This window comes from Curtobacterium sp. BH-2-1-1 (assembly GCF_001806325.1).
In the GTDB taxonomy this organism is placed as follows: domain Bacteria; phylum Actinomycetota; class Actinomycetes; order Actinomycetales; family Microbacteriaceae; genus Curtobacterium.
Genome location: NZ_CP017580.1, coordinates 888,428 through 901,756 on the forward strand (window position 1 = coordinate 888,428; position 13,329 = coordinate 901,756).

Annotated in this window: 14 protein-coding genes; 5 read left to right on the top strand and 9 right to left on the bottom strand. The window is 72.4% G+C overall.

Features of this window, described 5'->3' with window-relative positions:
- The first annotated feature begins 59 nt into the window (after window positions 1–59).
- Together BJK06_RS04055 and BJK06_RS04060 are read left to right on the top strand one after the other, a co-directional pair.
- Window positions 60–1,046, top strand: coding sequence for an acetylxylan esterase (locus tag BJK06_RS04055; protein WP_070416808.1), 987 nt, complete (start codon window positions 60–62; stop codon window positions 1,044–1,046).
- A gap of 44 nt (window positions 1,047–1,090) precedes the next feature.
- Window positions 1,091–2,317, top strand: a complete 1,227-nt coding sequence (locus tag BJK06_RS04060) for a Fic family protein (protein ID WP_219810654.1) — start codon at window positions 1,091–1,093, stop codon at window positions 2,315–2,317.
- Window positions 2,318–2,337: 20 nt separating this feature from the next.
- Here the strand turns inward: BJK06_RS04060 and BJK06_RS18775 are convergent, their stop codons facing one another.
- Entirely contained in the window at window positions 2,338–2,727 is a 390-nt protein-coding gene (locus BJK06_RS18775) for a hypothetical protein (RefSeq protein WP_070416810.1), read from the bottom strand.
- 87 nt (window positions 2,728–2,814) lie between these two features.
- On the opposite strand from BJK06_RS18775, the gene BJK06_RS18780 reads away from it, so the two are divergent.
- Window positions 2,815–3,162 (top strand): DUF4190 domain-containing protein, encoded by a 348-nt coding sequence (locus BJK06_RS18780; protein WP_070416811.1) that lies wholly within the window; start codon window positions 2,815–2,817, stop codon window positions 3,160–3,162.
- A 3-nt stretch (window positions 3,163–3,165) separates the two neighbouring features.
- Here BJK06_RS18780 and BJK06_RS04075 read toward each other — a convergent pair whose 3' ends face one another.
- The 4 genes from BJK06_RS04075 to BJK06_RS04090 form a co-directional block, all read right to left on the bottom strand.
- Window positions 3,166–3,741 (bottom strand): TetR family transcriptional regulator, encoded by a 576-nt coding sequence (locus tag BJK06_RS04075; RefSeq protein WP_070419199.1) that lies wholly within the window; start codon window positions 3,739–3,741, stop codon window positions 3,166–3,168.
- A 62-nt stretch (window positions 3,742–3,803) separates the two neighbouring features.
- Window positions 3,804–4,565, bottom strand: a complete 762-nt coding sequence (locus tag BJK06_RS04080) for a sulfite exporter TauE/SafE family protein (RefSeq protein WP_175475767.1) — start codon at window positions 4,563–4,565, stop codon at window positions 3,804–3,806.
- A 37-nt stretch (window positions 4,566–4,602) separates the two neighbouring features.
- The gene (locus BJK06_RS04085) at window positions 4,603–6,129 is read right to left on the bottom strand and encodes an LCP family protein (protein ID WP_070416813.1); all 1,527 of its coding nucleotides are present in this window, start codon (window positions 6,127–6,129) and stop codon (window positions 4,603–4,605) included.
- A 55-nt stretch (window positions 6,130–6,184) separates the two neighbouring features.
- Window positions 6,185–6,532, bottom strand: a complete 348-nt coding sequence (locus BJK06_RS04090) for a MerR family transcriptional regulator (protein ID WP_070416814.1) — start codon at window positions 6,530–6,532, stop codon at window positions 6,185–6,187.
- Between the two features lie 55 nt (window positions 6,533–6,587).
- Between BJK06_RS04090 and BJK06_RS04095 the strand changes: the two genes are divergently transcribed.
- Complete coding sequence (locus BJK06_RS04095) at window positions 6,588–7,535, top strand: NAD-dependent epimerase/dehydratase family protein (RefSeq protein WP_070416815.1); 948 nt, start codon at window positions 6,588–6,590, stop codon at window positions 7,533–7,535.
- A 1-nt stretch (window position 7,536) separates the two neighbouring features.
- Here BJK06_RS04095 and BJK06_RS04100 read toward each other — a convergent pair whose 3' ends face one another.
- Window positions 7,537–8,028, bottom strand: coding sequence for a MarR family winged helix-turn-helix transcriptional regulator (locus BJK06_RS04100; protein WP_070416816.1), 492 nt, complete (start codon window positions 8,026–8,028; stop codon window positions 7,537–7,539).
- Window positions 8,029–8,120: 92 nt separating this feature from the next.
- Between BJK06_RS04100 and BJK06_RS04105 the strand changes: the two genes are divergently transcribed.
- Window positions 8,121–8,912 (top strand): SDR family NAD(P)-dependent oxidoreductase, encoded by a 792-nt coding sequence (locus BJK06_RS04105; protein ID WP_070416817.1) that lies wholly within the window; start codon window positions 8,121–8,123, stop codon window positions 8,910–8,912.
- A gap of 81 nt (window positions 8,913–8,993) precedes the next feature.
- On the opposite strand, the gene BJK06_RS04110 is transcribed toward BJK06_RS04105, so the two are convergent.
- From BJK06_RS04110 to BJK06_RS04120, 3 genes are all read right to left on the bottom strand, one after another.
- On the bottom strand, window positions 8,994–11,327 hold the full coding sequence (locus BJK06_RS04110) for a glycoside hydrolase family 3 N-terminal domain-containing protein (RefSeq protein ID WP_083295395.1): 2,334 nt from the start codon (window positions 11,325–11,327) through the stop codon (window positions 8,994–8,996).
- 110 nt (window positions 11,328–11,437) lie between these two features.
- On the bottom strand, window positions 11,438–12,313 hold the full coding sequence (locus tag BJK06_RS04115) for a carbohydrate ABC transporter permease (RefSeq protein WP_070416818.1): 876 nt from the start codon (window positions 12,311–12,313) through the stop codon (window positions 11,438–11,440).
- Window positions 12,310–13,326 (bottom strand): carbohydrate ABC transporter permease, encoded by a 1,017-nt coding sequence (locus BJK06_RS04120; RefSeq protein WP_070416819.1) that lies wholly within the window; start codon window positions 13,324–13,326, stop codon window positions 12,310–12,312. Before BJK06_RS04120 ends, BJK06_RS04115 begins: the two co-directional genes overlap by 4 nt.
- Between the last annotated feature and the right edge of the window lie 3 nt (window positions 13,327–13,329).

A 13,329-nucleotide genomic window follows, 5' to 3' on the forward strand; every position in this document is an offset into this window, starting at 1 on the left:
CAGCCCCCGACGCCGTCCACCACGGCGTCGGGGGCATCATCGTCCCCGGAGGAGACCACATGCCGTTCACTGACCTGCCCCTCGACGCCCTGCGCGCCTACCGACCCGAGGTCCGCCGCCCGGACGACTTCGACGCCTTCTGGGCCGACACCGTCGTCGACGCACGGGCCGCCGGGTCGGGCACCGACCCCGTCCTCGCCGCCGCCGACACCCCGGTGACCGGACTCGTCATCGAGGACCTCACCTTCCCGGGCTTCGCCGGCGACCCTGTCCGGGCCTGGGTCTCACGACCGGTCGACGCCGCCGGGCCGCTGCCGGTCGTCGTCGAGTTCCTCGGCTACAACGGCGGTCGCGGGCTGCCTGGCGAGCGGGTCTCGTGGGCCCTCGCCGGGTACGTGCACGTCGTGATGGACACCCGCGGCCAGGGCAGCGGGTGGGGATCCGGCGGCGACACCCCGGACCCGCACGGCTCCGGCCCGCACATCGGCGGCTGGATGACGAGCGGCATCGGGTCCCCCGCCGACCACTACTACCGGCGCGTGTACACCGACGCCGTCCGACTCGTCGACGCCGTCCGCTCGCTGCCGGGCGTCGACCCGGACCGCATCGCGCTGACCGGCGGGAGCCAGGGCGGCGGGATCACCATCGCCGCGGCCGCGCTGGTCGAGGCGCACGTCGGACCGATCACGGCGCTCCTGCCGGACGTCGCGTTCCTCAGCGACTGGGAGAACGGCACCGCCGTCGCCGTGGGTGGTCCGTACCTCGAGCTCGCGCGCTACCTGTCCGTGCACCGCGACGCGATCGACACCGTGTGGGACACGGCCGCCTACTTCGACGGGGTGCACTTCGCGGCGGTGATCACCGCGCCGGCGCTGTTCTCCGTCGCGCTCATGGACGACGTGGTCCCGCCGCGGACGACCTTCGCGGCCTACAACGCGCTCGGCTCGGTGGACAAGGCGATCGAGGTGTACCCGTACAACGGGCACGAGGGTGGTGGGTTCGTGCACTGGGAGCGGCAGGTGGCGTTCCTGCGCGAGCGGGGCTGAGCCGGGCGCGATCGCAGTGTGCGGACGGCAGATTTTCTGAGATAATGGCTCATCACAGAAAATCCGAGGTCCGACTCATGACGTTGCTTCCCGAAGCATGGCCGTCGCTCGATTTCGAGGATCTGCAGTGGCAGAGCCGGTACGCGGAGCACGGACCACGAGCCGCGCGCCGGGAAACGATCACCGAGCCGTACCGAGCAGCGGTCCCGCCCCGCATCGCGCACCGTTCCATGCGGCTGTCCGACGCCGTGTCGGTCCTCGCAGACGAGGCATCGACAGCACTCACGCGCTTCGATGAGTCCCTCGGGAGCGAGGTTGCGCCGTTCGCCCCGCTGCTGCTCCGCTCGGAAGCGGCTGCCTCGTCGCAGATCGAACACCTGACGGCGAGCGCGCGGCAGATCTTCACTGCGGAACTCGGCGGCGTCGGGAAGCGCAACGCGGGCGAGATCGTGTCGAACACCCGCGCGATGCGCACCGCGATCGAGTTGTCCGACCGGTTGACGACGGAGACCGTGCTGGCCATGCACGAAGTGCTGCTCCGCGGCGACCGCCGGCACGAGGCCGGGCGGTTCCGCGAAGAGGCCGTGTGGATCGGCACCAGCGGGCGAACGCCGGTCGGCGCTGACTACGTGGCGCCGGCCTGGGAACGCGTCCCGTCGCTGGTCGACGACGTGATGGAGTTCGCTCGTCGACTCGACCTGCCCAGACTCGCGCAGGTCGCGGTGACGCATGCCCAGTTCGAGACGGTCCACCCGTTCACCGACGGCAACGGACGCACCGGCCGGGCGCTCCTCCAAGCGATGCTCCGGTCGAACGAACTCACCCAGAACGTGACGGTGCCGGTCTCCGCCGGCCTCCTCACCGACACCGCGGGGTACGTCCGAGCGCTCACCGACTACCGCCGGGGAGACATCGAGCCGATCATCCGTCTGGTCGCCGAAGCCTCCTTCGAAGCGATCGGCAACGCCCGCGAGCTCGTGGACGAGATCTCGTCGATCCGAGCGCGCTGGCGAACGGCCGTCACGGCCCGTCGCGACTCCGGCATCTGGCAGGCGCTCGATGTGGTCGCCCGGCAGCCCGTCCTCAACGCATCGACCCTCGCAGCCGAGATGGGTGTCGAGGCGAAGAACGTGTACCCCCACCTCGACCGACTCGTCGCCGCTGGCATCCTGACGAAGAAGAACGAGTACCAGCAGGGCATCCTCTTCCGGAACGACGAGGTGCTCGGGGCGCTCGATGCGTTCGCCGCACGCGCCGGACGACGCGGCTGAGCCGGGCGCGATCGCAGCGGTCAGTACCAGCGGCGGACGAACTGCTCCAGGACGTTCTTCACGACCTGGACGGGGCCGGGCGCGGGCTCCCCGCTGTCGCGGCCGATCCGGCGCAGGAGGGCAGCCTGGGCGTCCTCGTACTCGGCCACCTCGTCGTCGGAGTAGTCCGACGGCGGGACGGTCCGGATGGCACTCACCGCTTCGAGCCGCTCCAGCCCCCACCGGAACCCGACCGGGTCGGGCGCCGCTTCGACGAGCGCCACGAGGGCCGCGTCCGAGTAGGTGCCCCGGGGATCGGCTGCGGCGGAGATGAAGTCCGTCAGCCCGCGGAGCGCCGGCTCCGACCCGCCGGCTCGCATGTGCACGCGCCGCGCTCGGCTGCAGAGGTCGTAGAGGAGTCCGTCGTCCACGGACCGAGCGTGGCACACCGGAGTGCCTCCACGCCACCAGGACTGGGTACTCCCCCGTCGGTCGACGCGCTCGTAGGCTCGGTCGCCGTGACCGACATCGCTCCCGGAGCCCACGTGCCCGCCACCCGACCCGACGCCGCGCCGACCGCTGGTGCTCCGACCGAGGTCGCTCCGCTGAGCCTCATCGCGGTCGTGGCCATCGCGCTCGCTTTCGTCGCGCCGATCGGCGGAGTCGTCGTCGGGTTCATCGCCCGCCGTGAGGTCCGACGCACCGGCGAGCGCGGCGACGGCCTCGCCTTCGCGGCGGTGCTCATCGGCGCGACGCTGACGCTCGTCACGGTCGTGCTGCCGGCCGCCGTCGCCGCGTCCGGCTTCCTCGGGTTGGGCGTGCCGTTCGGCGTCGGCCTCGGCCTGCCGTTCGGAGCGGGGTCCTGACCGTCAGCTGCCGACGAGTGACGTGACCGCGTCGACGACGATCTGCCGTCGCCGCGCCGGCACCACCGCGCGCGTCAGGGCCTCGGACTCCGCGGAGGCCTCGCTCCAGAACGCCGCGAGGTGCAGCACGAGACCGAGCAGCACCGCGGGTCGGTAGCTGCGCGGCAGGACGCCGGCCCGCTGCGCCCGCTCGACCTCGGCGACCATCGTGGTCCGGCGTTCGACGATCGCCTCGAGCGGAGCGGCCGACGCGCGCTCGAGCCGGTGCCAGGTCGCCAGCCGCTGGGCCCAGGGCCGCTCGGTCCACGAGTCGTGCAACCGGCCGGCGAACCCGGGCAGGTCGTCGGTGTCGAGCGGGACGAGGTCGAAGGTCTCGGCGACGGTCTGCTCGACGAGCGCGTCGAACAACCCCTCCTTGCTGCCGAAGTAGTGGAAGACCTGCGCCTTGTTGCTCGACGCGGCGGCGGCGATCCGCTCGACCTTGCCGCCGACGAGCCCCGCCGCGGCGAACTCGTCGCGCGCGGCGAGCAGGAGGCGTGCGCGGACGGCGTCGGCGGCTGGGGGCGTGAATCGTGCCATGCCGACCACCGTACCGATCCGGACAGTCGTCCCGGGGCGTCAGGGGCCATCGTCCCCGCGGATCAGGACGACGCCACCGTGACGAACAGGTACACGGCGAGCGCGACCGAGCAGCACGCGATCGCGACCCGGAGGACCCCGTGCGGCACCCGCCGGGCGACGGTCGGTCCGATGAGCCCGCCGACCACCGCCCCCGCGCCGAGGGCCACGGCGGCGGACCACACGACGTGCCCGGACACCGCGAACACGACCGCCGGCAACAGGTCCGCGGCGAGGAGCAGCACGTTCTTCACGGCGTTCGCACGGTGCAGGGACGGCTCCCCCGTGAGCAGCAGCACGGCGATCATGAGCACACCGGACCCGGCGCCGAAGTACCCGTTGTAGACGCCGACCCCGACGATCCCGGCCGAGGCGGCGGCGCCGTGCCCACCCGCGGCGGCACCGGCGGCCCGTGCACGACGACGGTCGATGAACGGCTGCAGCAGCAGGAGCAGTCCCCCGGCGAGCACGAGGAACGGGACGATGCGGTCGAAGAGGTGCGCCGGCGTGACGACCAGGAGCACCGCGCCCGCGAGCGAGGCGGCGACGGTCGTCGGCATCCAGCGACGCAGGACCGCGGGTTCGGCGCGCACCTCGTGACGAGCCCGGAACGCGGAGCTCGCACCGCTGCCGATGAGCGCGACGGAGTTCGTGACGTTCGCGGCGAGCGGTGGGACCCCGACGGCGAGCAGCGCCGGGTAGGCCACGAGCGAGGTGATGCCGCCGGCGGTGCCGATCACCCCGGCCACCACGCCCGCGACGACGAGGATCCCGACGGTCAGCACGCTCCATGCTGACACGGCGCGGTGGCCGGGGGTGCGATCAGTTGATGCAGGTGCCCTGCTTGCCGTACGCGTTGCCGACCGGGGTGGACGACGGGGTGGCCGCGGACGCGGACGACCCGGCCCCGGACGACCCGGAGGTGCCGGACGCGCCGGACCCGGACGACCCGGAGCGAGCGCCCGCGCGGGAGCCGGAACCGGACCCGGCAGCCCCCGCGGCCCCGACCGTGTGCCCGTCGGTCCCGAGCACGAGCGTCACCCCCGACACCGTGGCCGAGCGGACCGCCGTGGCTCCGGGGACCGCCGCGACGACGGCCTTCGCGGCGGCCTCGGCGCCCTTCGGGTACTCGACGACCGTGGCCGCCGTGGTGGTGGTGTCGCTCGGCGCCCCGACCACGAACCCCTTCGCCGTGAGCGCTGCCGAGGCGGCTGTCGCACCGCCCGGCGTGGAGCCGCCGTTCTGCACGGACACGTGCACGCTCGACGGGGACGCCGCCTTCGCCGACGTGTACGCCGCGGGCGCGCCCACGATGCCCTGGATGAAGGCCGGCACCGCGCCGAAGTCCACCGCCACCGTCGAGTAGCCGTCGATGGTCGGGGTCCCCGCGGTGGGGATGGTCGTCGACCGGATGCTCGACAGGTCGATGCTGCGGAACGTGTTGACGAGGCTCGGGATGCTCAGACCGTCGTCGATCTGCACGGCGTCCCCGACACCGTGCAGCAGGTCCGACACCTTCACCGGGTTGAGGAGGGTGCCGGCGGAGAGGACCTTGCGGGCCTCCTGCGAGAGGAAGTACTGCTGGCGGACCTCGCGTTCGAGGTCACCGCGCGGGAGCCCGTCGCGCTGCCGGACGAAGGAGAGCGCCTGCGAGGCGTTCAGCGTCGAGTTCCCCGCGGGGAGGTCGACGTTCGAGTTCGGGTCGTGGGCGGGTTCGTTCAGGCAGACCTGGATCGGCCCGAGCGCCTTCACGAGCTGGTAGAAGCCGAGCAGCGAGACGCGCACGAAGTGGTCGATCTGCAGGCCGCTGATGTTCTCGATGGTCTGGATGAGGAGGCGCATGCCCCCGGCGTCGCCGCCGCCGTTCGCCGCGCCGTCCGAGAACGCGCTGTTCAGCTTGAACGTGCCGTGGCCGGGGATCGGCACCCACGAGTCGCGCGGGAACGAGATCATCGTCGCGCTGCCCCCGCCCGCGGGGATGTGCAGCACGATCATCGTGTCGGTGTTCGTCGCCCCGTCGTCGAGCTGCGTGCCGAGCTCGGCGAGCTCCTGCGGGGTGGCGTCGGCCGGACGGTGGTCGTCCCCGACGAGCAGGATGTTCTCGGCCGACCCGTCGACGTCGGCGGACGCCGAGGGGTGCGGGAGCGCCACGTGCACCTTCGTCACGGCGCTGTCGAGCTGCGCGTACGACCAGGCCGCGTACCCGCCCGTGAGCACGAGTGCCATCGCGAGGACGCCGCCGATCGCCGGGAAGAGGGTGCGGGCTGCGCGCCGCTGGCGACCGTGGCGCACGGCACCGTGCTCGGTCGGCACGATCGGGTGCTGTCCCCCGTCAGGTTCGTCATGCATGGCGTCACCCTAGGGACGGTCGCTGCACGCGTGCGGAATCCGCCTGCGGAGCGGTTCAGCGTCCGACGCGCGAGAGCGACTCCGACAGGGCGTCCCTCGTCGCGAGGAGCCGCTGCGCCCGCGCGTCCATGTCGTCCCGGATCGCGACGACCTGGTCGATGATGCCCGGGCACTGGTCCTCGACCTTCCGGCCGCGGGTGCACGGCAGGACCTGTTCGATGAGCGCCGTCGGCAGCCCGAGGTCGAGGAGCATCTTGATCGTGCCGACGGTCTCGACGTCGGACTCGTCGTACTCGCGGTAGCCGTTGGCCCGTCGCTCCGGCCGGATGAACCCGAGCTGCTCGTAGTAGCGCAGCGACCGCGCACTCGCCCCGCTGGCCCGGCTCAGATCGCCGATCTGCATCGTCGCTGCTCCTCGCTTGACCTTGACACTGATGTCAGAGTTTAGCGTGCCGTCCATGCAGATCTTCGTCATCGGCGGCAGCGGCTACTTCGGCTCGGTCCTCGTCGAACACCTCCGTTCCGCCGGCCACTCCGTCACCGCGCTCGCCCGTTCCGAGCAGAGCGCCGCCCGCCTGCGCGCGGCCGGCGCAGTACCCGTCGCCGGCTCGATCACCGACACCGAGGTGGTCCGCACAGCCGCCGCGGCCGCGGACGCGGTGGTGTACGCGGCCTCGGACTACGCACCGACCGCGCAGTCGACCGAGGACGAGCTCGCGGCCGTCCGCGCCGTCACCGCCGGAGCAGCAGAAGCCGCCGGAACGAGCGGAACGCCCGGAACGCCCGGAACGCCCGGAACCACCGGGACCTCCCCGAAGCCCGTCGTCTACACCTCCACCGGACTCGTCTACGGCTTCGACCCGACGGACGTCACCGAGGACGCGGTCCTCCCCGAGGTCAGCGCCCAGCCGGTCAAGGCGCAGGCCGAACGCATCGTGCTCGGCGCGCCGGGCATCACCGGGATCGCCGTCCGCGCCGGACTCGTCTTCGGCCGCGGCGGGACCGGGCTCGTCACCGGCCTCATCGACGCCGCCGTCGCGAACGGCGCCGCGACGTACATCGGCGACGGTGCGAACTCCTGGTACCCCGTGCACGTCGACGACCTCGCCGACCTGTACGTCCGGGCGATCGAGCACCCGGTCGCCGGCGTCGTCAACGCGGTCGGTTCGGTGCCGTTCACCTTCCGGGAACTCGCGGAGGCGATCGGCGACCTCACCGGCACCCCGAGCGTCTCCGTCCCGCTCGAGGTCGCCGAGGCGCAGATGGGCCCGGCGGTCCGGACGCTGACGACGTCCACGCACCTCCTCGCGACGAAGGCACGGGCCACCTACGATTGGCAGCCGTCGGAGCGGTCACTCGTCGAGGACGTGCGGAACGGGTCCTACACGGCTCCGCCGCGCCCCTGACTCACCGCGTCGGCGGGGACCAGACCGGTGTCCCGCCGACGGCCTCGGCGATGCGTCGACTGACCGCGCCGAGCTGCCGCACCTGGGCCGGCGTGAGCGCGTCGAAGACCACCCGCCGGACGAGCGCCTGGTGCGCCGGCGTGGACGCCACGACCTGCTCGTGCCCGCTGTCGGTGAGCACCGCGAGGGTGAACCGCCCGTCGGTCGGGTCGACCACGCGGTGGACCCACCCCTTCTGCTCCAGCCGCGTCACCGCGCGGGACAGCCGCGACAGGGTGCAGCTCGCGGCGGCGGCGAGCACGCTCATCCGCAGCGTCCGGTCGGGTTCGCTGTCGAGGGCGAACAGGACGCCGTGCTCAAAGTGCGTCAGGCCGCTGTCACGCTGCAGCTGCGCGTCGAGCGCGGTCGGCAGTCGTTCGAGCACGGTCGCGAGGGCGACCCAGACCTCGAGCTCCTCAGCACTGAGCCCGGTGGTGGCGACGTCGTCCGGCATGGGGAGAGCGTACCACCGTGACTTGCTCAGGCAAGTGATCCTGCGTACATTGACTTGCCCAGGCAAGTGAATCGACACGACAGGAGTGCGACGTGGATCTCGACATCAGGGGCCGGACGGCGTTCGTCAGCGGCTCGACGCAGGGCATCGGGTACGCCGTCGCAGCAGCCCTCGCGGCGGAGGGAGCCCGCGTCGTGCTGAACGGGCGGGAACGCACGGGGGTCGACGCCGCCGTCGCCCGGTTGCGAGCGGCGCTCCCCGGCGCCGAGGTGTCCGGGATCCCGGCCGACTTCGCCGACCCGGCGCAGGTGGACGCGCTGCTCGAGCAACTCCCGGAGGTGGACGTGCTCGTGAACAACGTCGGACTGTTCGGCCTGGCCGACTTCGGATCGGTCGACGACGCCGAGTGGCAGCGGTACCTCGACGTCAACCTGATGAGCGGCGTCCGACTGTCCCGGGCACTGCTCGACCCGATGGTCGAGCGCGGCTGGGGCCGGATCGTGTTCGTCAGCAGCGAGTCCGGCGTGAACGTGCCCGTCGACATGGTGCACTACGGCGTCACGAAGGCCGCGGTGATCGCGCTCGGCAACGGCCTGGCGAAGCGGACCCGCGGGACGGGCGTCACCGTGAACACGGTCCTCGGCGGCCCGACCTGGTCCGACGGGGTCGCGGCCACGATCGAGACGATCGCGGCCGCGCAGGACGCCCCGGTCGAGGCCGTGCAGGCCGCGGTGATCGGGCAGAACCGCACGACCCTGCTCGAACGGTTCATCCGGCCCGACGAGATCGCGGACCTCGTCGCCTACCTCGCCAGCCCGCGGGCGTCCGCCACGAACGGTGCGGCGGTCCGCGCCGACGGCGGGGTGCTCACCGGGATGCTCTGACCCGGATCCCGGCCAAGGGACGGACGGGAGGCGCGGTGCGAGCCCGCACCGCGCCTCCAGTCCGTCCCGTCGTCGGTCCGGTCAGACCCGCTCCCAGGTGACCGTGCGCCGGTCGGACGGCTCGACCTCGCGCACCGGCCCGGTGACGCGGACGACCGCACGCGCCGTGGCGGACCCGGGGACGGGCGCCGGGCCGGTCCCGCCGCCCACCGCGACGATCCCGTCGGCGCGCACCCCACCGGTCGGTCCGGACGCCGCGGCGTGGGACGCGACCCACACCTCCACGTCCCCGGGCTCGACCACCTTCCGCAGGGCACGGTCGGCGAACGCGAACCGCTGGACGGGCACGCTGAACCGCAGGCGCACGGACTCCCCCGGGCCGAGCGCGACCCGGGCGTAGCCGAGCAGCTGGGCGACCGGACGAGTGACGCTCCCCTGCACGTCGTGCCCGTACAGCTGCACCACGTCCTCGCCCGCACGCTCCCCGGTGTTCCGGACGGTCACCCACGCGTCGAAGGCCCCCGCGCTGGACACGGTCGGGTCGACGACGAGCTCCTCGTACGCGAAGGAGGTGTACGAGAGCCCGAACCCGAACGGCCGGACCGGCGTCGAGTCGGTCGCGGTCACGTCGGACGGCCCGCCGAGGCGCGGGTGCAGGTACGTGTACGGCTGCGCGCCGGCGGCCCGCGGGAGCGAGACCGGCAGGCGACCGGACGGTGCGGCGGCGCCGGTGAGGAGGTCCGCGATCGCGAGACCGCCGCCCTCGCCGGGGAAGAACGCCTGCACCACCGCGGCCGGACGGGGAGCGTCGCCGTCGAGCGCCCACCCGACGGCGTACGGCCGTCCGGTCAGGAGCACGACGACGGTCGGCGTGCCGGTGGCGACCACCGCCTCGACGAGCTCGCGCTGGACGCCCGGCAGGTCGAGGGACTCGGTGTCGTTCCCCTCGCCGACGGTCCCGCGGCCGAACAGTCCGGCCTGGTCGCCGACGACGACCACCGCGACGTCGGAGCGCTCCGCGACCGCGACCGCGTCGTCGAACCCGGAGCGGTCGTCGCCGGTCACGGCGCAGCCCGCGGCGAACCGGACGGTGTCGGCCCCGAGCGACTCCGTCAGCGCCTCGCGCACGGTCGGGATGGCGAAGCCGAGCGGCAGGTCCGGGTGCGCGGCGAGCACGTGGTTGGCGAAGGAGTAGCAGCCCTGCAGGGCCTCGGCGCGATCGGCGTTCGGACCGATCAGGGCCACCGACGCACCCGGGGCCAGCGGCAGGACCGGAGCCTCGGGTCCGTTCGACAGCAGCACGAGCGACCGCGCCGCGAGCTCCTTCGCGAGCGTCCGGTGCCGAGAGGTGTCGAGGTCGATCCCGGTCGGCGGCTCGTCCTCGAACGCGTCCGGGTCGAGCAGCCCGAGCCGCTCCTTCTGCCGGAGCACGCGGAGCACCGCACGGTCGACCAGCGCCTCGTCGACGTCACCGGAGCGGACACGGTCGACGAGCGGCCCGAGGTAGGCGTCCCCGGTGGGCAGCTCGACGTCGATGCCCGCGGTGAGGGCGAGTGCGGCCGCTTCGCCACGGTCGGCGGCGACGCCGTGCATGACCTCGAGGAACGCGACCGAGAAGTAGTCGGCGACCACCGTGCCGTCGAATCCGAGCCGGCCCCGGAGCAGGTCGGTCAGCAGGTCACCGTTCGCCGCGACCGGCACGCCGTCGACCTCGGCGTACGAGTTCATGACGCTCCGGGCCCCGCCGTCGCGCAGCGCCATCTCGAACGGCAGCAGGAAGACGTCCGCGACCTCGCGCGGTCCGGCGTGCACGGGAGCGTGGTTCCGCCCCGCCTGCGACGCGGAGTACCCGAGGAAGTGCTTGAGCGTCGCGTCCACCCCGGCGCGCTGCAGGCCCCGGACGTAGGCGGTGCCGATCGTCCCGACGAGGTACGGGTCCTCGCCGATGCACTCGTCCACCCGCCCCCACCGCGGGTCGCGGACGACGTCGAGCACCGGGGCGAGGCCCTGGTGCACGCCGAGCTGTCGCATCGAGTCGCCGATCGCCTCGCCGACCCGCTCGACGAGCTCCGGGTCGAAGGCGGCGCCCCACGCCAGCGGCGTCGGGAACGTGGCGGCCTTCCAGGCGGCGAGCCCGGTGAGGCACTCCTCGTGCACGAGTGCCGGGATCCCGAGTCGCGTCTCGCGCTTGAGTCGTCGCTGCTCCGACCACAGCCACGCCGCGCGCTCGTCCGGCTCGACGGGGCGGGTGCCGTAGACGCGGGTGAACTGGCCGAGGCCGTGGCACGTGACGTCGGCCAGGGTGCGGCCGTCGGCGTCGTCGTGCGCCGCCATCTCCCCCTGCATCGGGGCGACCACGCCGTTCTGGTCGAGCCAGTAGCCGACGAGCTGCGCGGTCTTCTCCTCGAGCGTCATGGCGGCGAGCAGGGCGGTCGCGCGGTCGGCGCCGGTCGCGTCCTCGACACGGCGCGGGTCGGACTGGAGGCGCGGCTCGCGTCCGACGGTCCGTGTCGCGTCCGTCGCCGTCACCCCTTCACCGCCCCGGTCAGGCCGCCGACGATGCGCTTCTGGAAGATCGCGAAGAACACGAGCGCCGGGATCATCGAGAGCGAGGTGAACGCGAGCACCCGGGCGGTGTCGACCGAGTACTGGGACGCGAACGCCTGGACCCCGAGCGGCAGCGTGTAGGTCGACGCGTCGTTCAGGATGAACAGCGGCAGGAGGTAGCTGTTCCAGCTGCCGATGAACGCGAGGATGCCGACCGTCACGACACCGGGGAGCGACAGCGGCACGACCATGCGGAAGAAGAACCCGAGCTTGCTCGCGCCGTCGATGGCGGCCGCCTCCTCGAGCTCGTCCGGGATCGCCCGGAGGAACGGCACCAGGATGATGACCGTCGTCGGCAGGGCGAACGCGATCTGCGGGAGGATCACGCCCGCCAGGTTGTTCGTCAGGCCGAGGTCCTTCACGAGGATGTAGAGCGGCGTGATGGCGACCGTGATCGGGAACATCAGACCTGCCGCGAACAGCGAGTAGAGCGCGCCGCTCCCCCGGAACCGGTACCGGGCGAGCACGAAGCTCACCATGAGGCCGAGCACGACCACGCCGAGGGTGGTGGTGACGCCGGCGATCACCGAGTTGCCGAGCTGCTGCCAGAACACGCCGCTGGTCAGGACGGTGACGTAGTTGCCGATCTGCCACGGGTTCGGCAGTCCCGCCGGGCTCGCGGTGATCTGCGAGTTCGTGCGGAACCCGCCGAGCACGATGTACGCGACCGGCCCGATGCACACGGCGATGAACAGCAGCGCGATGAAGTACGTGCCGAGGTTGCGCTCACGCCGGACGGGTCCGGTGTCACGCTGGCGGCGCTTCGGCGCGACGATGGAGGCGGTGGCGGTCATCGGTCGCTCTTCTCGGTCAGGGCGCCGGCGGTGTCGCGGCGCAGGACGAACCGCTGGTAGACGAGGGCGACGACCAGCGAGATGAGGAAGATCACCACGGCGACGGCGTTGCCGTACCCGTAGTTGCCGGACAGGCGGCCGTTGCCGACCATGTAGGTCGCCATCGTCGAGGTCCCGGCGGTCGAGGCGATGTACTGCCCCCAGATGATGTAGACGAGGTCGAACAGCTGCAGTGACCCGATGATCGACAGGAACGCCCAGATGCGGAGCGTCGGTCCGAGGAGCGGCAGCGTGATGCGTCGCTGGATCTGCCAGTAGCTCGCGCCGTCGAGCTGCGCGGCCTCGAACAGTTCCTCGGGGATGCTCTGCAGGCCGGCGAGGAAGAGGATCACCGCGAAGCCGATGTACTTCCACGAGATGATCCCGAGGAGGGTCCAGAGCGCGATGTCGGGGTTCGACAGCCAGTCGTTCCGCAGGCCGCCCAGGCCGATGCTCTGCAGCAGGTCGTTCAGCGCACCGCTCGACTGGAGCATGAGGCTCCACCCGGTGCCGACGATGACCTCGGAGATGACGTACGGCAGGAAGATGAGGACGCGGATGAGCCCGCGGCCGCGGATGCGCTGGTTGAGCAGCAGCGCGAGGACGATCGCGATCGGGCCCTGCACGACGAGCGAGCCGATCACGATGAACAGGTTGTGCCAGAGCACGGCCCGGAAGTCGGGGTCGGTGAAGATCACCGTGTAGTTCTGCAGGCCGACGAAGTCGACCGGGGCGCCGTAGCCCTGCCACTTGTAGAAGCCGTAGTAGGCGGCGAGTGCGACGGGCAGGATGACGAACCCGACGAACATGATCACCGCCGGACCGGCGAGGACGGCGATCTCGACCCGGGTGCGGACGTCGGTGCCCTTGCGGACCCGGCGGGCCTGGGCCGACGGCGAACCGTCGGCCCCGCCCGTGCGACGCCCCGTCCCGGCCGGCGCTTCGTTCGAGCGCGGTGCGACGGAGGTGGTCATGTG

What these genes read in the sequence shown, in the direction of transcription:
- BJK06_RS04055 (WP_070416808.1), top strand. Translation starts at nt 60, where the DNA reads ATGCCGTTCACTGACCTGCCCCTCGACGCCCTGCGCGCCTACCGACCC.
- BJK06_RS04060 (WP_219810654.1), top strand. Translation starts at nt 1,091, where the DNA reads ATGGCTCATCACAGAAAATCCGAGGTCCGACTCATGACGTTGCTTCCC.
- BJK06_RS04075 (WP_070419199.1), bottom strand. Translation starts at nt 3,741, where the DNA reads ATGGCACGATTCACGCCCCCAGCCGCCGACGCCGTCCGCGCACGCCTC.
- BJK06_RS04085 (WP_070416813.1), bottom strand. Translation starts at nt 6,129, where the DNA reads ATGCATGACGAACCTGACGGGGGACAGCACCCGATCGTGCCGACCGAG.
- BJK06_RS04090 (WP_070416814.1), bottom strand. Translation starts at nt 6,532, where the DNA reads ATGCAGATCGGCGATCTGAGCCGGGCCAGCGGGGCGAGTGCGCGGTCG.
- BJK06_RS04095 (WP_070416815.1), top strand. Translation starts at nt 6,588, where the DNA reads ATGCAGATCTTCGTCATCGGCGGCAGCGGCTACTTCGGCTCGGTCCTC.
- BJK06_RS04100 (WP_070416816.1), bottom strand. Translation starts at nt 8,028, where the DNA reads ATGCCGGACGACGTCGCCACCACCGGGCTCAGTGCTGAGGAGCTCGAG.
- BJK06_RS04110 (WP_083295395.1), bottom strand. Translation starts at nt 11,327, where the DNA reads ATGACGCTCGAGGAGAAGACCGCGCAGCTCGTCGGCTACTGGCTCGAC.
- BJK06_RS04115 (WP_070416818.1), bottom strand. Translation starts at nt 12,313, where the DNA reads ATGACCGCCACCGCCTCCATCGTCGCGCCGAAGCGCCGCCAGCGTGAC.
- BJK06_RS04120 (WP_070416819.1), bottom strand. Translation starts at nt 13,326, where the DNA reads ATGACCACCTCCGTCGCACCGCGCTCGAACGAAGCGCCGGCCGGGACG.